Source organism: Nitrospira sp. (assembly GCA_024760545.1).
GTDB lineage: Bacteria > Nitrospirota > Nitrospiria > Nitrospirales > Nitrospiraceae > Nitrospira_D.
The window spans coordinates 615,579-634,257 of sequence record CP060501.1; the positions used below are offsets into that span (position 1 = coordinate 615,579).

Annotated in this window: 15 protein-coding genes and 1 tRNA gene; 5 read left to right on the plus strand and 11 right to left on the minus strand. The window is 55.0% G+C overall.

Features of this window, described 5'->3' with window-relative positions; genetic code table 11:
• From H8K03_02945 to H8K03_02970, 6 genes are all read right to left on the minus strand, one after another.
• The gene (locus tag H8K03_02945; protein UVT20893.1) at positions 1-327 is read right to left on the minus strand and encodes a hypothetical protein; all 327 of its coding nucleotides are present in this window, start codon (positions 325-327) and stop codon (positions 1-3) included.
• Between the two features lie 125 nt (positions 328-452).
• Positions 453-986, minus strand: a complete 534-nt coding sequence (locus tag H8K03_02950) for a heme-binding protein (protein UVT22360.1) — start codon at positions 984-986, stop codon at positions 453-455.
• A gap of 105 nt (positions 987-1,091) precedes the next feature.
• On the minus strand, positions 1,092-3,161 hold the full coding sequence (locus H8K03_02955) for a glycogen debranching enzyme family protein (GenBank protein ID UVT20894.1): 2,070 nt from the start codon (positions 3,159-3,161) through the stop codon (positions 1,092-1,094).
• A complete protein-coding gene (locus H8K03_02960; protein ID UVT20895.1) occupies positions 3,158-5,839 on the minus strand; it encodes a glucosidase in 2,682 nt (893 codons plus the stop codon). Before H8K03_02960 ends, H8K03_02955 begins: the two co-directional genes overlap by 4 nt.
• 265 nt (positions 5,840-6,104) lie before the next feature.
• Positions 6,105-6,290, minus strand: coding sequence for a hypothetical protein (locus H8K03_02965; GenBank protein UVT20896.1), 186 nt, complete (start codon positions 6,288-6,290; stop codon positions 6,105-6,107).
• A gap of 141 nt (positions 6,291-6,431) precedes the next feature.
• A complete protein-coding gene (locus H8K03_02970; protein UVT20897.1) occupies positions 6,432-7,463 on the minus strand; it encodes a right-handed parallel beta-helix repeat-containing protein in 1,032 nt (343 codons plus the stop codon).
• An 81-nt stretch (positions 7,464-7,544) separates the two neighbouring features.
• Here H8K03_02970 and H8K03_02975 point away from each other — a divergent pair, with 81 nt between their 5' ends.
• The 4 genes from H8K03_02975 to H8K03_02990 all read left to right on the plus strand — a co-directional run bounded on the left by H8K03_02975 (position 7,545) and on the right by H8K03_02990 (position 10,664).
• Positions 7,545-8,168 (plus strand): dephospho-CoA kinase, encoded by a 624-nt coding sequence (locus H8K03_02975; GenBank protein UVT22361.1) that lies wholly within the window; start codon positions 7,545-7,547, stop codon positions 8,166-8,168.
• Between the two features lie 103 nt (positions 8,169-8,271).
• Positions 8,272-9,192, plus strand: a complete 921-nt coding sequence (gene trxB / locus H8K03_02980) for a thioredoxin-disulfide reductase (GenBank protein UVT20898.1) — start codon at positions 8,272-8,274, stop codon at positions 9,190-9,192.
• A gap of 96 nt (positions 9,193-9,288) precedes the next feature.
• Positions 9,289-10,503, plus strand: coding sequence for a tRNA 4-thiouridine(8) synthase ThiI (thiI, locus tag H8K03_02985; GenBank protein UVT20899.1), 1,215 nt, complete (start codon positions 9,289-9,291; stop codon positions 10,501-10,503).
• A 71-nt stretch (positions 10,504-10,574) separates the two neighbouring features.
• Positions 10,575-10,664, plus strand: a tRNA-Ser gene (locus tag H8K03_02990).
• Between the two features lie 194 nt (positions 10,665-10,858).
• Here the strand turns inward: H8K03_02990 and H8K03_02995 are convergent.
• Positions 10,859-12,409, minus strand: coding sequence for a DUF2779 domain-containing protein (locus tag H8K03_02995; protein UVT20900.1), 1,551 nt, complete (start codon positions 12,407-12,409; stop codon positions 10,859-10,861).
• 67 nt (positions 12,410-12,476) lie between these two features.
• Here H8K03_02995 and H8K03_03000 point away from each other — a divergent pair, with 67 nt between their 5' ends.
• Entirely contained in the window at positions 12,477-13,802 is a 1,326-nt protein-coding gene (locus H8K03_03000) for an MATE family efflux transporter (GenBank protein UVT20901.1), read from the plus strand.
• Between the two features lie 24 nt (positions 13,803-13,826).
• On the opposite strand, the gene H8K03_03005 is transcribed toward H8K03_03000, so the two are convergent.
• The 4 genes from H8K03_03005 to H8K03_03020 form a co-directional block, all read right to left on the minus strand.
• The gene (locus H8K03_03005) at positions 13,827-14,501 is read right to left on the minus strand and encodes a carbonic anhydrase (GenBank protein ID UVT20902.1); all 675 of its coding nucleotides are present in this window, start codon (positions 14,499-14,501) and stop codon (positions 13,827-13,829) included.
• A gap of 140 nt (positions 14,502-14,641) precedes the next feature.
• Entirely contained in the window at positions 14,642-16,933 is a 2,292-nt protein-coding gene (locus H8K03_03010) for a bifunctional SulP family inorganic anion transporter/carbonic anhydrase (protein UVT20903.1), read from the minus strand.
• 113 nt (positions 16,934-17,046) lie between these two features.
• On the minus strand, positions 17,047-17,655 hold the full coding sequence (locus H8K03_03015) for a hypothetical protein (protein UVT20904.1): 609 nt from the start codon (positions 17,653-17,655) through the stop codon (positions 17,047-17,049).
• 95 nt (positions 17,656-17,750) lie between these two features.
• The gene (locus H8K03_03020; protein ID UVT20905.1) at positions 17,751-18,362 is read right to left on the minus strand and encodes a hypothetical protein; all 612 of its coding nucleotides are present in this window, start codon (positions 18,360-18,362) and stop codon (positions 17,751-17,753) included.
• Positions 18,363-18,679: the final 317 nt, after the last annotated feature.

Sequence of the window (18,679 nt, forward strand, 5' to 3'; positions counted from 1 at the left end):
TTAGCGCTTCTCAAACGGCAGTTCACGTCGATGAGCAGCAGAAAAATACTTCCAGTGCTTTTGCTCATCTTGATCGAAGCTTCCGACGAATATCACATGTCCGTCAAGGTGGCGAAACTCTGAGAGGGTTGTTCGGCAATTCTTGGAATCGATGACACGCGCATCGAACTGCCCCACCACATACACCATGCCTTTTGCCGCCTGATAGATGTTCCGGCGCCCTGCATACCCTGTATCAGGAAACAACTCAGTTGAGGACGAACAGCCTCCCATCCCCTTGATATTCATGGTGAGATTGAATCGCTGAAGGAATGGATCCGTTGCCATTCTGACGATCGTCAGTTGAAGTCCCGCCGAAGCTATTTCAACCGAAGCCGGCTCGGGGATATTGCTATTGCACCCTACACAGAGCAGTATCGCACTTCCAAGGATGGTCAACCATACTGGCTCGTTCACTTGGCTGTAGGAACCTTAGGGGCTGCACCGATCGCGTCAAGGCCCTCCTGGGCGCAGGCATCATCCAGATGGGCGCCTGGCGCTCCACCGACACCAATTCCCCCAACCACGTCTCCGCCGATTTCGATGGGAAGTCCTCCACCCAGAATCAGAATCTCACCGTTCATGTCACGAAGCGCTTGCAAGGTGGGAACTTTCGCGATGAGATCGGCCAACTCACTTGTCGGGCGTCGCACACTCGTTGCCGTATACGCCTTCTTTCGGCTGCTATCGACGGTATGCGGTCCGGCACCATCGGCACGCCCCATCGCACGAAGGACGCCGGCACGATCAACGACAGAAACGCTGACTCGATACCCATCTTTCTTGCAAGCTTCCAATGCAGCTTGAACCGCTTTGTTGGCTGACCCAAACTGCAACACGGATTCTTTCTGCAACTCGTCGGCAGTAGCCAAGGAAGGCGCGAACAAGCTTCCTAGTGACACCATGGCGATGACGGAGACGACCAACCGATTCTTTTGTTTTGGCATCGACAGCTGCATCATTGGTCCTCCTATCCCACCTGCTCAGCGTACGGATGCGTGTGGGGCGCTGTCAAGAGATCGGCCGGCGTCAGTGGGATGGAGTACTTTTCGCTACCGAGTGATCGTACTTTTTCGTCGCGTTGGACGAACCCGTTCGGCGGTGATCGCTGTTCCAAGGTCCTCGACCATCGCACGTAGCGGCTCCGCGATCGACCAAGCTTGCGCCGGACATCCGCGTGGCCGATGGGGAGGATCTCCGTCAAAAACCTCAGAAACATGTCCCACGCAAACCTCTCGTAAATGAGCCGCCAGACCTTCGAGCGACAATCGGGCCTGGCTTCTTGCTTTGATACCCGTACCGAATGCTTTCACCCATGCCGTCACAAAGGGCCCGAGTAGGTAGGGCCACACTGTTCCCTGGTGGTACGCACTATCGCGTTCCGAAACTCCACCTTCAAGCCGCCCGCGATAGCGGCTATCCGTCGGCGAGAGCGTTCTCAGCCCCACGGGAGTGTGGAGATGGTCTTTGACGATGTGAAGAATTTGTCTGGCTTGGTCCTTTGTCAGAAGATCATCGCACAGAGAGATCGCATAAATCTGATTGGGGCGTATCGACCCATCATTACCCGCGGGACCATCGATCGTATCGTACAAATAGTTTCCGTCCTCGTACCAGAATCTCGTTCGGAACGCCTCGACCGCTCGTGCCCGATCCGTCCGACAACCCATGGCATAGTCCGGCTCTCCAAATTGGGCGGCAAGACGTGCGCCGATGTCCAACGCCCTGATCCACAACGCCTGAATTTCGACCGGTTTTCCATGCCGCGGCGTGACCACCCGATCGCCGATTTTCGCGTCCATCCACGTGAGTTGGATACCCGCGGTTCCGCCGCTGATGAGCCCGTCTCTGTCCATATGGATGTTATACCGCGTGCCGCGACGATACCCATTGAGAATCTGTTTGATCGCCGGCCAAGCGATCGATCGGACATGCGGCGTATCCTGACTGTAGGCGAGATACCGATCGACGGCGTACACGAACCAGAGCGATGCATCGATCGTGTTGTACTCGGGCTCTTCTTCATTGTCAGGAAATCGATTGGGAACCATCCCTTCCGATATATGAGGAGAAAACGATTCGATAATCTGCCAAGCAATTTCATGCCGTCCTGTGACCAGGCACAGCCCCGGAAGGGAAATGAACGTATCTCGTCCCCAATCCGTGAACCAAGGATACCCTGCGATCACGGTCTGCTTATCGCCTCGCACAGACACAAACGCTTCCGCTGCGCGCTGAAACGCCACAGCCAGCGGGTCAGCTTCCGGCATGGCCTTTCGTAACCGCGCACGACGAGCGCGCTCACGGCGAGTGAGGACGGCGATGTCGAACTCGCCGATGTCTTCGCTGCTGAACGTCAGTGTGTGTTCCTTTCCCGGTTGCAATTCGAATAGAAACTCTCCTGGTGACCACCAATCCTCCTCGCAATCAAGCCCTCGCTCCCGTTCCACCGGAAACTCCAGGCGACGGTACCAATCGGGGACATGTCGATAGGCACCTGAATGGACCGCTTGTATGCCCGGCAAGTCACGGTAAGGCCGCCAGTACACCTGTCCTTCCTCGAGTTTGGCTTCTATCGAAAGCGTTCCATTCTCGCGATGCAGTCCATGATAGTCACGGCCCGTCAACATGGGCCGGACGCGAAGAATCCCGCCGGCCTTTGTTGCGTCTGCCAACTTCCATCGCACGATGACAAGGTCGTGTCCCCGAAGGCACAAGATCTCGCGTTGAATCTTTTTGCCATGATACACAAAGGTCCATGTCGGCCAGGGCGTCGATGTGAATGAGGTGCAGTGGACATATCCCTGAGGATGGACTGCGCCTGGGTAGAGATTAGTCGATAGAGAAAACTCTTCGCCGTCGATGTGAACCCATTCCTCGACATGATTGACCAGCACATACCGATCACTGGGCGGTTTTCGCGCGGTCAACAAGAGCGCATGGTAGCGGCGTGTATTGGCTCCGGCGACGGTCCCTGAAGCGAACCCGCCACGACCGTTCGTCTCCAGCCATTCAAGGCTGAGTGCATGATCGAGACTTTGGCACTCTTCTTTGCGGATCACTATGGTCCGTATCTCGTCATCCGCGACATTAGCTTCATGAACGACGTGTGACGGTTTCATTCCCCTGATTGTTGAATCAACTTTGCAACAAGTCCCGTCCATCCGGTCTGATGGCTGGCGCCGATACCGGCCCCGTTGTCGCCATGGAAGAACTCGTAAAAAAGGATCGCGTCTCGCCAGTAGGGATCCTCCTGAAACTTCTTGGTGCCTCCGAACACAGGACGCCGGCCGGTTTTGTCTCGAAGAAAGATATGCGTGAGTCGGCGCGAAAGTTCTGCGGCGACCTCATTCAGGGAAACCGATCGACCGGATCGTGTCGGATATTCGACTTTGTACTCATCACCGAGAAAATAGTGGAATTTCTGGAGCGACTCGATCAACAGGTAGTTGACCGGGAACCAGATAGGTCCCCGCCAATTCGAATTGCCTCCGAAGAGCCCGGTGCTCGATTCGGCAGGCTCATAGTCCACTCGATAGTCTCTGCCCATGATAGAAAGCACATAGGGATGATCCTTGTGGTAGCGAGAGAGCGCGCGAATGCCATAGGGCGAGAGAAATTCTTCTTCATCGAGCATGTACCGTAGGACCGACTTCAGCCGCACGGGATTGACGAGGGACAAAAACCTCCGGACTTCTCCATCCCGTGAGTGGGTCTCGACATGGGCGCTGAAATCCGGACGGTTTTCGATAAACCACTGCATGCGGTGCTTAAACCGAGGGAGCCTGTCGATCAACTCAGAGTCGAGCGTTTCCACGGCGAAGAGCGGGATCAGCCCGACGAGCGAGCGGACCTTGAGCGGAAGGGTTTGTCCGTCCGGCAGATGCAACACGTCGTAAAAAAATCCGTCTTCTCTGTTCCAGAGCTCGATTTTTTCACCGCCGATGTTGTTCATGGCCCTGCAGATGTACACGAAATGCTCGAAGAACTTGCTTGCGACATCTTCGTACGCCCGATCATCACGCGCCAGCTCCAGTGCAATCGAAAGCATGTTCAAGCAATACATCCCCATCCAGCTGGTGGCATCCGACTGTTCGATATGCCCGTCGGTCGGCAGCGGAGCGCTGCGATCGAACACACCGATATTGTCCAGGCCCAAAAACCCGCCTTGAAAGATGTTTTTTCCATCGGCATCTTTTCGATTGACCCACCACGTAAAATTCAAAAGCAGCTTATGGAACACGCGTTCGAGAAAAACGCGATCACCGGCTCCTCTCCTCTTTTTTTCGATCTTGTAGACACGCCAGGCAGCCCAGGCATGGACCGGAGGGTTGACGTCTCCGAACGCCCATTCGTACGCCGGAATCTGCCCGTTTGGATGCATGTACCATTCCCTCAACATGAGGATGAGCTGTTCCTTGGCAAAGGTCGAATCGACAAGGGCCAATGGAATACAATGAAATGCCAAGTCCCAAGCGGCATACCACGGATACTCCCACTTGTCCGGCATCGAGATCACGTCGGCGTTGTAGAGATGTGTCCAGTCGGCATTCCTTCCCCGGAGTCGCTCGTGAGGAGGATCCGGCATTCCTGGATCGCCGACAAGCCAACGCTTCAGGTCATAGTGGTAGAACTGTTTGCTCCACAATAATCCGGCAAATGCCTGTCGCTGCACCCGTCTCGCATCCTCCGACAGATCAGGCGGGGCCAGTTCGTCATAGAACTCGTCGGCCTCCTGAATCCGCTTCTTAAAGAGGCCGTCACACTTCGTCACGTCGAAGCCGTTTGCGTCCATTTCATTGGTCAAACGCAGGCGAACAATATCCGTGGCACCGGGAGACAGAGTGAACGTATAGTGAGCGGCAGCTTTTGAGCCCACCTTCTCGGGACTCACGGCATCCTTCTGGCCCTCTATCACATAATCGTGAAAACTGTCCTTGACATATTGAGCACCCTCCTGATCGCCGTACAATCGCCGGGTATTCGTTTCATTCTCAGTAAACAGCAACGTCGGTTGCCTTTCGCACCAAAGGCGACGCCGGCCGTAATACTCGTGATCCAGTTCGATCACGCTCATCTCGTTCACCGCTTTCCCTTCACGTAACCTCGGTCGGCGCGCATCCAGTCCCCACGACCAGGTATTCCGAAACCAGAGAGTGGGCAACAGCGTCACCCCTGCCTGATCTGGCCCGCGATTGGTGATGTGAATACGAACATAGAGATCTTCTGCGGTCGCCTTTGCATACTCCACGACGACATCGAAATAACGATTCTCGTCAAAGATTCCTGTGTCGACGAGCTCATATTCGAGGGCCTCACGTGGGCGACTGCGATTCTCCTCGACTAGTTTTGCATATGGAAACTCAGACTGTTGATACTTATACAAATACTTCATGTATGAATGTGTAGGTGTTGAATCTAAATAGAAATAGTACTCTTTTGAATCTTCGCCATGATTTCCCTCATTGCCCGTCAAACCGAATATCCGTTCCTTCAGAATCGGATCGCGCCCATTCCAGAGAGCGATGGCGAAGCAGATGTATTGATGACGATCAGAAATACCGGCAAGGCCGTCTTCGTTCCAGCGATAGGCGCGCGAGCGAGCGTGATCATGCGGAAAGGCTTCCCAGGCTGTTCCGTGAGGACTATAGTCTTCACGCACCGTTCCCCACGCGCGCTCACTCAGATAGGGTCCCCACCTCTTCCAATGCCGTTTGCGGGCCGCATCTTCGTCGAGCCGTTTCCGCTCAGCGCCTTGAGGAAGTTGAGATTGAGAAGAAGGCCGGCTGACTGGTCTCACAAGATCTGACTCCGCACGAGCAAATTAAGTATTCGATGGGAGTACGATGCACCCACCGCGGACGGGAATCAAGCCGGTCCTCAATTGGTATATGGGTCTCGGCTTGTCTTCCTCTTCGGTCTGTTGAAGCTTTCACTGAACAATACTACGGCCGTGAGCCGAACAAAAGTCAGTGCTGTACAAAGAGGATGAGTTTGGAGAGAAAACCAACTATCGTTATCGGATTGTCAAGGGAGAAACCGGTAGGCGTTGAGTAGATCGAACTTTAACTCCAGACCACTCGCTCTTGATTCAGCAGATACTCAATTACTTCGATGCTATTCCGCATTTGGATCTGAGCCTGCTCAGACATGGGGAGCACTGCGCCGACGAGCTTGCCGGACTCCATCTCTGACAATGAGGGAATGCCCTCACCGGACAACTTTTCAAGCTCACTACGGAAACTCGCCAAGGGAAACCTCCTGCTGAATCCTTCTCGGCATCCGGATGTCGTTACTTGAGAGGATAAACCGGAAGGACAGGTGCCAGTGAGTAAGCATACCATACGCATTCTCCACAATGGAGCCTTCTCTATCTTATTGTTTTAAAAGCGTTATTGATGCTTCGATACGGGCGGCATAAGAGGAGGGAGCGCTCCAAGATACCGGAACCCTCCGTGATCAAGAAGAGTCGTATCCGGCCTTAAGCGAAAGTCATCGTGCGCCGCATCTACAAAGTGTGGGTCAGCAGCAATATCCGACTCGGCTTTCAGCTCCGGCGCGTGAAGATTCGGAGATCCGGCCCTCATGTAGTTCGCCTCATTGTTGAACAGAGCGTTATATGAGGTCTTGGTTTGACTTGATGGCGCGACGAGAAAGCCGATCTTGTTGAGGCTCAAAATATTCCCCGATGCCTCGTTCACAGACGTGCCGAGGAATGCCGCTCCCCCACCGTTTTTGACGAGAGTGTTATTGAGCAAGACCGCCTTTGCTTGATCGCTCACCACCACAGCTTCAAACAGATTTTTTGTGATGACGTTTCGTTCAAGCCGGAGGGTGGACTTTCCTGTCACATTCACACCATGGTCGTTGTCATGGATCACATTGCCGGTCAGCAAAGCCTGAGAATCAGAGAAGTGTACCCCCGTCGTTTCACTCCCGCCGATCACACAGTCCTCGATACGAACGCCTTGCACCTGCTGGCCGAACACCATCCCCTTCACATGGAGATGACGGAGCGTGATTCGGTTTCCATTAAAAATACCGAGGGCATGCCCTCCATGTTCATTGATCGTAAGATCGCTGATCTCGATATCCGTCGCTCCGTACGGCCACTTGCCCACATGCAGCACGCCGACCATTTCACCTCGTCCAGACAACACGACTTGGTCCGTTCCGGCACCGGCGATCTTGAGCTTTTCTTTACTGTGGACGGTCAGATCCTGCGCGTAGACACCGGCCTTGATCAGCACCGTATCGCCTTTCCCGGCGCTGTCGACTGCCTCTTGGATGGACGAGAAATCTCCGGAGCCGTCGAGCGCCACAGTGATCGTCCGTGGGACCGGTATGGCATTCTCGGCGCCCGCAGTACTGATCCCAGCGCTCACGAGAAAGAAGCACATCGAACAGAGTAGAACCTGTCGCATACGGAGTTTCATACAAGCGGGAAACCAGCGATGTCAATCGCGGTTTCTTGTAGGATGCGACGCATGATAAGCTGCGCGGCCATGATTCTGGTTGGACTCACGGGAGGCCTCGCCGCCGGGAAAAGTACCGTCGCGAACATGTTTCAGGCGTGCGGCGCCGTCGTGATCGATGCCGACGAATTGGCTCGAAAGGTCGTCCAGCCCGGCCAGCCGGCCTGGCGAGACATCGTTCGCCGATTTGGAAAATCCATCCTGAACTCTGACGGAACGATCAATCGGCAGAGATTAGGCCAGACCGTGTTTCATGACAAGACGAAACTCAGGCAACTCGAGCGAATCATCCATCCTCGCGTCGCGCGCGAGCAGGCCAGGCTGACAAAGCAAGCAGCTCAGCGAGACCCGGATGCTGTCGTGGTGTACGATGTTCCCTTGCTCTTCGAAGCCGGCATCCACACACGCGTCGATACGATTATCGTCGTCTCCGCCGATCAGAAAACTCAATTAGCGCGCCTCAAGAAGCGTAATGGCCTCACCGGCGCCGAGGCTCTCCGCCGAATCCATAGCCAGATGCCGCTCGCGATGAAACGGCGCCGTGCAGACTATGTGCTCGACGGAACAAAGACGCGTTCAAACCTTGCTCAAGATGTCGCCCGACTTTTTATGCACTTCAAATCTCCGTCGCACTCCATAGCCTCTCCAAAATAGCCCCCTCGATGTGGCTGCCCTCAATGGTTGAGAGTTGTCCTCCGCACCCCCGGACCACATTCTATCCTCTACTTCCCAGGCTGTGTTACAGTCTACGGCGACCATGCGCAACCTCGTGATCATTGGCTCTGGTCCCGCCGGGCTGACGGCAGCCGTTTATGCCGCCCGCGCAAATCTCGCTCCTCTGCTCATCGAAGGATGGCAGGCGGGTGGCCAACTCACGACCACCACCGAAGTTGAAAACTATCCCGGCTTTGCAAAAGGCATCATGGGTCCGGAATTGATGAAGGAGATGCGGGCCCAGGCGGAGCGGTTCGGCACGGTTTTTCGAACAGGCGACGTCACCGCAGTAGACGTCAAAACTCGACCGTTTACAGTGACGGTGGACGGTGAAGATACCGTGGAAACGAAGACCTTGATCGTTGCAACCGGTGCGTCTCCAATCACGCTGGGCCTCCTCAACGAAAAACGTTTGTGGGGGCATGGGGTTTCGAGCTGCGCAACGTGCGATGGGTTTTTCTTTAAAGGTAAGGAACTCGTCGTCGTGGGTGGTGGAGACAGCGCGATGGAAGAAGCGATGTTTCTCACCAAGTTCGCCGCCAAGGTATCAGTCGTTCATCGTCGGGACAAGCTGCGCGCGTCCAAGATCTTGCAAGACCGGGCTATGAAGAATGAGAAGATTGCATTTGTCTGGAACAGCGTTGTCGAAGAGGTGCTCGGGCAAAACAGCGTCACCGGCGTTCGGGTCAAGAATATTGTCACGGGAAAGGTTTGGGACCTGCCCTCAGCAGGCCTCTTTTTGGCGATCGGCCATCGCCCCAATACAGCTCTTTTCATTGATCAGCTGAAGATGACTGACACCGGCTATCTCATCACGAGTCACGGCACGGCGACAAGCATTCCCGGTGTGTTTGCTGCTGGAGACGTACAGGACGCCCATTATCGTCAAGCCGTGACGGCGGCCGGTACCGGCTGCATGGCTGCCATCGACGCTGAACGTTTCTTGGAATCGCTCAGCGCGTGAATCGTTATTCGTGAATCGTCTCTCGCTGGCAACGATGATGCGCAAGACCACTCTTTCCTGCCTTTCACGCTCCACGAACGGCCCACGACGAACGATATGAGATGTGCCATTGTCCATTATCATGAGCTAGCTCTTAAAGGTCACAATCGTGACTACTTCGAGCGATGCCTCATTCGCAATATTCGCACTTCCCTCAAGGACACAAGAATCCGGCGGGTCGAGAACCTCCACAGTCGTATACGGATTTGGCTCCCGCCGGAAGCGAACCTCGAGGTGGTTCGTGACCGGCTGAAGCGGGTGTGTGGGATCGCAAATTTTTCGCTCGGCCGTGTCATTCCACTTCAGTTATCCAATCCTGACTTAGAGTCTCTCGCTACAGCCGCCGTCGAAGAGAGCGACGCACGATCTTTTTCCACCTTCAGGATCACAGCCCGACGGGCCGACAAACGCCTGACCTTGACGTCAATGGACATTGAAAAAGCGCTTGGTGCTGCGGTCTGCGACAGAACCGGCAAGAAAGTCAGTTTGAAGAACCCTGATTTGACGATGTATGTCGAGCTCCTCTCAAGAGACGCATTTTGCTCTGCCGAAAAGATCGAAGGACCTGGAGGGATGCCGGTGGGAGTCAGCGGGAACGTGGCGTGCCTTACTTCGGGAGGTATCGATTCACCGGTGGCTGTCTATCGCATGGTGAAACGCGGCTGTGTCGCCGTCTTCGTGCACTTTTCCGGCCGCCCCTTAGTCAGTCGAGCCTCTGAGGACAAGGTTCGTGATCTCGTACAAACCCTGACGACGTATCAATATGATTCCCGCCTCTATGTGATACCTTTCGGAGAGATCCAGCGTGAGATTGTCGTCAACACACCCGCCCCATTCCGTGTGGTGCTGTACCGGCGGATGATGGTTCGAATCGCCGAGGAACTGGCGAGGAGGGAGCATTGTTGGGCGCTGGTGACGGGCGATAGTCTGGGCCAGGTGGCCTCGCAAACACCTCAGAACCTCTGTGCTATTGAAGACGCAGCGGAATTGCCGATTCTCCGCCCGCTCATCGGAATGGATAAGCGCGAAATCGTCGATGAGGCAAAACGTATCGGCACGTACGAAACCTCAATCGAACAAGACCAGGACTGCTGCAAACTATTTGTGCCTCCCCACCCGAGCACCAAAACTCGTATCGACGATGTGCGAAAAATTGAGCGCATGCTGGATGTCGTGGCCTTGGTCAAACAAGGGCTAGAGAAGGCTGAGCTGACTGAATTTTCGTTTCCTTCTCCAGTTGAAGCCATTGCAAAACCTTATCGGCCAAGGTAAGCTCGGCACGCCCATCGAGCATGTTGTCCTCACCTGCTCGATAATCAAACACGCCGACGATCTACCATACCGGAGAGGTGCGAGAGCGGCCGAATCGGGCAGTCTCGAAAACTGCTGTCGGGGTAACTCGACCGTGGGTTCGAATCCCACCCTCTCCGCCATACCACACTTCGTGTATACCGCCGGCTCACCAGGCGCAGCCTTTCTTCATAACGCCGGCGGATAAACACCTTCAGTGTCGGGTTCCCCCGCGTGGGGAGCATACGAGGGGGCTGGCCCCCTCAGTAGGAGCGTGAGCAACCAGCGAACGCGACTTCGAATTCCCACATTGTCCGCCATGAGGTCTCAAGACGAGTTATTTCGTCGTGAGGCCTTGTGGCGAGATCACACCATTGGCCTTCTGGTCCAGTACTCTCCGCAATTCCACCATCGCCAATGTATCTCTCGCGCAGTACCGTAACAGAGCGTCCTGGATCGCAGCCCGTTCCACCCAGTCGGTTTCCAGAAACACCATCTGGTAGTATTGAGCGGCTGCCTGCCCTCCTTCTCGAATCGCGAGGTCGTCATATCCCAGGGATGGCACGACCGCCGGCAACACAGATTTAATCGAGTACGATCCGTTGAAGGCGGGATGATAATAGTGACTTTTGATGACGGGAAGCAGGTCCCAGAGCCGCTTCACAATCGCGTTGAACGCCGACTTGAACTCAGGAAAGGTCTCCACAAGTTGGCGTATGACGGCTTCCTCATAAGCTGAGTACACGACGATACTGCCTTTATCGCCCAGCGATTCGATCAACGCTTCAGCCCAACGCCTGCGAGGCTCCGACGCCTCGATGTGAAGAAACTCCTGGTGCGACACTTCGCCGGATTCCAGCTCGATGTGATTGGACCATTGAACAGGAATAGGCTGATACGGCCGGGTCGAAGGAAACCGTGGTGCCGCCAACATGACGGTCTCAATATCCACGTGATGCACAGGATACCTCACTGAACGCAGGGTCTGTCGCAAGTTCAATGAGATCCATTCGACATTGTCTTTGACTCTTCGTTGGGCATCCGACAGTTTTATTCCATCCGGAATTTCGTCGATTGTCGTGATGCCCTGTTGCACGAGCTGGCTCACAATCTCCTTTTTCCCCGGCAAGTAATGGATCCAGCGCGGCGGTTTCTCTCGCGTGCAATGAGACCAGAAGGGACAGTCATAGGGAGTGTGACAATGCTGAGCCGGCTCGATCACCGGTGCCTGCGGCGCCGACAAGACGGCTTTCATAGCAGCCAACTTCTCCGGAACCTGTCCTCGCCGATGTGTCATGGCTTCCGATACATCTTCAATCGAAAACAGCGCCCGCAGATCAATCTCTCCGCCTTTGTAGAGGTATCGTGTATCGATATGCATGAGGCCTACGGCCTCGAGCCTCACTCCGGCGCCTTGTACAACATAGCTTTGAACGGATAGGTCGTCGAGGTGGACCTCCTTCACTCTTGTCGATGACTTCACTTCAATCAAACGCCAGGATGGCGAGACCTGCTCATCCGTTGGAATCCGCTCTAAAACATCGACCCGTACAACCACCCCGTCATATTCGAACGCTCCTTCAAAGATGGCCGTGACGGAAGGATCTTGAAGCAGGGCTGCGGTCTCTGCGATTGCCGTTTGCCGCTGACGGTATCCCGCCTTCACCAGTACGCCGCCGTGAAAACGCGCTTGTGCGAGGATGCCGATTTCGGTCCCCATATCCAGGATCGCTTGGGTCGACGCATCCGGCGGCGTCGCCAATTCAGGATGATGAATTTCCAGGTATACCCGCTTGTGACATTGCAAACCTGAAAGAAATTTTGATTTCGACAAGCGAGGAGGTGTGGAAGCGCCGGAGAATCCGTTGCGAGAATCGGCCATCATCATGCCGTTCACAGTAGGATCAATGAATTCTCAAAAGGTGAGTTGAAGAATTCTGTTAGGATAACGTCCCATGGCCAAAAGTGTCACCCAGATCCGACGATCCGTAATGGTCCTGGCATTCCCCGTCACCGTCAGCAGTCTCCTACAACGGGCCGAAGGCATTGTAGCAGTATTCTTGGTCGGCGGTCTTGGCGCAACTTCGATCGCAGCGGTTGGGTTAGGCCAGCTTCTTGCGTTTGTCGCGACGACCCTGATCTCCGGAATTTCGGTCGGCACGAATGTCATCGTCGCGCAGCTGTGGGGAGCCAGACGCCGGCAGGATGCGGGAGAGGCTGCGCGGCATTTTCTCTGGCTTTCGTTTGGCGTGTCGCTGGTTCTGGCGGGCCTTGGGATGGCCGGCAACGGATTCGTGATGCAACAACTGGGTGCGGAGCCGGCCGTCATCGAGCTGGCCCTCCCCTATTCCACACTCATCTTTCTTGTGATCCCGTGCACCGTCCTCATACAAGTCTTGTCATCAATTCTCCAGGGCACGGGCGATACGCGCACCCCGATGTTCGCGATGATCGGTGTCAACATTCTCCATGTCATTGTCGCCTATCCACTCATTTATGGACGATGGGGAATTCCCTCCCTGGGCCTCAAGGGTGCAGCCATCGCGGTCGGCCTCGCGGAAGCGACAGGTACCCTCTACCTGTTGTTACGGTGCCGCCCCATCTTGAAATCATCTTCCACACTCCGTCTCGACCTGATCCGATCGATCTGGAATGTCGGAGCGTCGGTCTCCGGTGAACGGATCGTCCAACAAGCGGGAATTTTCATCTACACCAAGCTGGTCTTGTTGTACGGCACCGTCGCCTATGCCGCCCACCAAGTCGGCTTGTCGATTGAATCACTCTCATTTTTGCCCGGGTACGGACTCGCCATCGCTGCCGCGACGATGGTGGGGCAAAGCATCGGAGCGGGGAAGTACGCCAGGGCCAAGCTGGAGAACTGGGAGGCTAATCGGATCGCCATTGTCCTGATGGCCTGCATGGGGATCATTTTCTTCTTTTTTCCTTATGCGCTGCTTCGTGCGTTCACGACCGATGAGGCGGTGATCGAGCTTGGGACCATGTTTTTGAAGATCGTCGCGTTATTACAAGTGCCGCTGGCGCTCACCATGGTCTTGGCCGGATCGTTGCGCGGCGCAGGCGACACCCGGTTTATCATGGGCGCCACTGTGATTGGCATGTGGGGCGTCCGGGTGCCGTTGGCGCTAATCGCCGCCCTCTGGATGCGTCAGTCGGTCCTTTATATCTGGGTGGCGATGATTGCGGACTGGACCGTGCGGATGGGATTGTTGCTCTGGCGATATCGATCGGAACGCTGGCGGAAAATTCAAGTGATTCGGTAAGGGATGATGCGACGACTCGTTAGATCATCTCTTACCGCATGGCGTATCAAGACTATCGGCAAAGGCCTCGCGAGGTGCGGCCTTTTCGTACAGCGAGTCAAACTCCTGCGATTGAAAGTCATAGACCCATATATCCCCGGTTGAAATGGAATACACCCACCCATGAAGATCCACTTGGCCTCTACGTAGTTGAAGGGCTACCGACGGATGTGTGCGAAGGTGTTCCAGTTGGGCGTGGACGTTCTCCTGGGTCGTCTTGATGAGACGATTGTCGCCGTCGATATCTGCATACATCTCCTGCATCAATCGTCTGGTGGTCTCGGCCTGCCCCATCCATTCTTTGACCGCCGGTAAGTTCTGTACGTCATCCGGACGCAACAGAGCCTTCATAACACCGCAATCCGTATGGCCACAGACAATGATGTGCGGCACCTTCAAAACCGCCATCGCGTATTCGATTGTCGCAGTCGTACCGCCCTGCATCGACCCATACGGGGGCACAAGGTTCCCGGCATTTCTCAAAATAAACAACTCACCCGGGTCGGCCTGTGTCAGAAGTGTGGGGTCGACTCGCGAGTCGGAACAGGTAATGAAGAGTGCTCGAGGAGCCTGACTTTGAGACAGACGCGTGAACAGTGCTTTCTTATTCCCGAACACTTCACTACGAAACTTCAAGAAGCCTTTGACAAGCTTTTCCATGATCGAGCCTCATTCTTATCGCCAACCGGTCGCGATAAGTCATCATCACAATGGTCAGAAATGCCAATCTCCGTTACTACCGTAACTCGCGCGCAGATACGCGCTCGCTTTCTCACCGTTGATCCCGCGTAGAACGCACGTCAGCGACGATCGTCCACGACTCGATGCGACATCGGTAGTCCGTGTTCTTCGCTCTCACACACCTCATCGGGCAAGAACTCGACTCCTCCCGTGACAACGTCGTACATCGCGCCAACGATCGCGAGCCGTTTCTTACTCATAAGACCGTCGATCGTTTCACTTCTCTCCCGCAGTTGTTCAACGACTCGCGCAACATTCCGGCTGGCAACGACATCGACGAACGCGACTGTTTCGTCGATGGATCGCCCCGGCTCAGCTGATCCGGTCGCTTGGTCGGCCGCTTGCTGAAGATTGCTGACGATGTAATCGAAGTGCTCGCACCCGATCGCTTCGGTCGCCGTTTGCGGGGAACCGAGGAGCTTGACGGCCTCCGTGACCGCACCGCACCGTGTATGCCCCATGACAAGAATGAGTTTCGCTCCGGCTACTGCGCAGCCGTATTCCGCACTGGCAATCACCGTTCGGCTTGAAATGTTGCCGGCGATGCGGACACTGAAGATATCGCCCATACCCAAGTCAAACACTCGCTCTGCAGGCGTCGGAGAATCGATGCAGCTGAGGACAACGGCTAACGGATGCTGCGCCTCGGCCGGCGCCCGGACTTGCCGGTTGAAATCTCGCGTCAGACGCCGCCCGGTACGGGCTCGTTCATGGCCGTCTTTTAGAATTTGCAGAACCTGGAGCGGCGTGATGGTGTCTTGGAGTCCGCGGGTTGAATAATCCACATACTGAATCTGGTCCTCAAAGTTGTACTCATTCCGAAATCCGACAAGACTGACTTCGACACCGTGAACAGGCCCCGTTTGTTCTTTGAAATCCCGGATCAAGTCCAATATGTCCGGATCGATGTAGTCGGTGCTCCGTGCGTCCAGGAGAACACGGCCGTTGCGGGGCACTTCATCCAACACTTTCGACAGGGCGGCACGATTCAAGAAGCTCACCTGGTCGGCCAATTTGATGTGCACCACATCACCACCTAGATGCTTCTCCACAAAGCGGTGTACCGGCCGGCGCATATTGCTGTTCAGGATGAAGCCGATCGCCACGACGAGTCCGATCACGATACCAATCAAGAGGTCGGTGAACACAATAGCCGCCACCGTGATCGCGAACGGAATGAATTGGTAACGGCCATCGTTCCACATTTGCTTGATCAAAGCAGGGCTGGCCAGTTTAATGCCGGTCATCAGCAAGATGGCCGCCAGACAAGATAACGGAATAGCATTCAACCATGTGGGTATGAGGGGAACGCTGATCAACAACAACATGCCGTGAAGAAGCGCGGACAGTTTTGTTTTTCCACCGGCGTTGACGTTGACGGATCCGCGGATGACCACGGACGTGACCGGAAGTCCGCCGACCAGTCCGCAAGCCATATTTCCGATGCCTTGAGCCACTAGTTCCTGGCTCGGCGGTGAGGTCCGTTGCTGCGAGTCCAGTCGATCGACTGCCTGCAGATTCAGCAAGGTTTCAAGAGAGGCCACGACGGCAAGGGTAATACCCGCAGTATAGATTGCAGGATTCGCCCACTGCGAGAAGTCCGGCCGCGGAAGGAGCCCGAAGAGTTCGCCCAAGTCGCTCGCCATCGGTACTTGAACCAAATGACTCGCCTTGATGAGCCAGGGATCGCCGAGTTGCTCAAACCACCACGCCACTCCGATCCCGAAGAGGACCACCGCGACGGGAGGGGGAACTAATGACTTCTTCAGCGGCTTCCACTTGTCCCAAAGCACGAGCAGCGCAATGGATCCCAGCCCTATCATGGCGGAGCCCAGCTGAAAATCACCGAACATACGAAAAATCTCAGAAAACGTCGTTTCGAGATTCGGTTGGAAAAAGGCCATTTCTCCTTCAGGGTTTGGATCATGGCCGACGAGATGCGGAATTTGCTTCAAGACAATGATCACACCGATCGCGGCTAGCAACCCTTTGATCACGCTGGACGGAACGAACGCGGCGATGAATCCTCCCTTGGCCGCACCCAGGACGACTTGAAGAAACCCAGCAAAAATCACAGCCATGAGAAAAACGGAAAATGACCCAAGTGATAGGATTTGGGCGGCGACGATTGCCGTCAGACCAGCGGCCGGTCCGCTGACGCTGGTGTGCGATCCGCTGAACATTCCCACCACGATGCCGCCGATAATCCCGGCCAATAACCCGGACACCAGCGGCGCGCCGGAAGCGAGCGCAATCCCCAGGCATAAGGGCAATGCCACAAAAAACACAACGAGGCCCGCTTTGGCGTCAGCTGCGAGAGTACTCAACGATATGCCGTTCATTGCTGACATGGGATGGTCTCTTCCCTTCACCGGATTCGACTTGCAACTCTACCGTTGCCAATATGAGAGCCGGCTCGACATGTATCTGAGTCGGCCCTTTGCGAATGATTCTCCAGCGATCATCAGAATCGGCTGGACCCTCTCGTGTGGAAATGCAACTTCACCAATCGCTTCACAGGCGATTCAAGTGGAGCAACCAGAGTCGGGCAGCCCTTTGCTTGGAGTATATTTCCAAAATGCTCCGGATCGACCTGTTGTTCATTAGACACGTGCCGTGTGATCCAGCCCGAAAAGAATCCAGTGTGCATCTCAAGCTCCCATGTCCCTAGAGAAGTACATTCTCGCGAGCTAATGGTAAAGGTCGTCGGAAGCAAGACGTGCCATATGCCGCGGAGGCTCTCGAAGCTGATGTCAGTGACACGGTAAGAACCAGTTGGAAGCTTCATCACGAATTGACCGTCGATAGGAATATGGGAAATCAGAAAGCGCTTTCCGTGCGTCTCATCTTCAACCCACCATTTCATAATTCCCGGCCACTTCAGCCCGGTTGACTGGTCTTTTCCATTCCGAGTCAGATGAATCGTGCCGAATAATAATCCCTGATTCTCTTCCGCTATCGAAATCTCCGAAGGCGGGACGGGTTTGATAACGGTGGTACAACCGAATAAAAATCCCGTAGATAGGAGAAGGACACTTGCCAGGACGCCCTGACGAAGAATTGAATAACTCATGATAACCCTCCTTTGACTTCTGGGAATGGGGGTGGATCTATGACATCCACCCCCTGGCAAATATCGTTGCGCGATAACATGCTCTGCTGTGAACATCAGTCAGAATAGTTCAGTCCTGAACCCCTATTTTGAAAGGCTAATTTGCTTCTCATAGACGCGTCAAAAAGAACGCCCAACGAAGGACAGTCTCTCGCAGCAAGAGCCTGCTGTAGTTCATCCTGCGTGAGTTCGAGATCCTCAAGGACTTGTCCCGTTATCCATCCCGTGGAAAATCTTGTCTCTCTCTGGAGCTCCCATATCCCCAGCGATGTACATCCTCGTGGCTGGATGTGAAATGTGGTGGGGAGTGCTGCGTGCCATATCCCTATTAGGCTGTCGAAGCTGATACCTTTGACGCGATATGAGCCGGCCGGCAGCTTCAGCACAAATGGGCCATCCGTAGGAAGATCGGCGACCACGACGTGTTTTCCCCTTGTTTCTTCCTCCAACGTCCATCTCATACCCTGCGGTGGCTGGATTCCTTCCGTCCGGCCGGTTCCGAACCACGTCAGTCGCGTGTGTCCGAACAACAATCCGTGGCTCCCATCCGTCGATACAGTGGCTGAATCCGATAAAGGCGCGACGACCGTCGTGCAACCGGATGCGAGCCCGCCCAGAAAAAGAAAGCTGGCCAACATGAGACCATGACGAAAACTTCGGCTGTTCATACAACTCCCTCCCTATTTGACGCACGCGTGAAGATGGCTTTGAGGCGCTTCGCGTCGCATGCAGCAATCAGACTCAGCATTGCTTGGCGGCCCCACACGGGCCTCAAGCGGCATCTCTCTTGATGCAATGACGCCAAGAAGATTGGCTAGATAGCGGGAGGACGAAACACGGAGGTCAGCAAAATCGGAAGTTGAAGTATGTGACGGAATTCGGAAAGCAGGTGCAGGAGACTGGGTCTCACCGGCCTAGGCAACGACGGAAGAATAGAAGGATCTTCAGATACAGACTCCATTAAAGTGTCTGGAGAATCGAGCAG

Coding starts and splice junctions, on each gene's coding strand:
- H8K03_02945 (UVT20893.1), bottom strand. CDS start 327: ATGGCAACGGATCCATTCCTTCAGCGATTCAATCTCACCATGAATATC.
- H8K03_02950 (UVT22360.1), bottom strand. CDS start 986: ATGCCAAAACAAAAGAATCGGTTGGTCGTCTCCGTCATCGCCATGGTG.
- H8K03_02955 (UVT20894.1), bottom strand. CDS start 3,161: ATGAAACCGTCACACGTCGTTCATGAAGCTAATGTCGCGGATGACGAG.
- H8K03_02970 (UVT20897.1), bottom strand. CDS start 7,463: ATGCGACAGGTTCTACTCTGTTCGATGTGCTTCTTTCTCGTGAGCGCT.
- H8K03_02975 (UVT22361.1), top strand. CDS start 7,545: ATGATTCTGGTTGGACTCACGGGAGGCCTCGCCGCCGGGAAAAGTACC.
- trxB (UVT20898.1), top strand. CDS start 8,272: ATGCGCAACCTCGTGATCATTGGCTCTGGTCCCGCCGGGCTGACGGCA.
- thiI (UVT20899.1), top strand. CDS start 9,289: ATGAGATGTGCCATTGTCCATTATCATGAGCTAGCTCTTAAAGGTCAC.
- H8K03_02995 (UVT20900.1), bottom strand. CDS start 12,409: ATGATGATGGCCGATTCTCGCAACGGATTCTCCGGCGCTTCCACACCT.
- H8K03_03000 (UVT20901.1), top strand. CDS start 12,477: ATGGCCAAAAGTGTCACCCAGATCCGACGATCCGTAATGGTCCTGGCA.
- H8K03_03005 (UVT20902.1), bottom strand. CDS start 14,501: ATGGAAAAGCTTGTCAAAGGCTTCTTGAAGTTTCGTAGTGAAGTGTTC.
- H8K03_03010 (UVT20903.1), bottom strand. CDS start 16,933: ATGTCAGCAATGAACGGCATATCGTTGAGTACTCTCGCAGCTGACGCC.
- H8K03_03015 (UVT20904.1), bottom strand. CDS start 17,655: ATGAGTTATTCAATTCTTCGTCAGGGCGTCCTGGCAAGTGTCCTTCTC.
- H8K03_03020 (UVT20905.1), bottom strand. CDS start 18,362: ATGAACAGCCGAAGTTTTCGTCATGGTCTCATGTTGGCCAGCTTTCTT.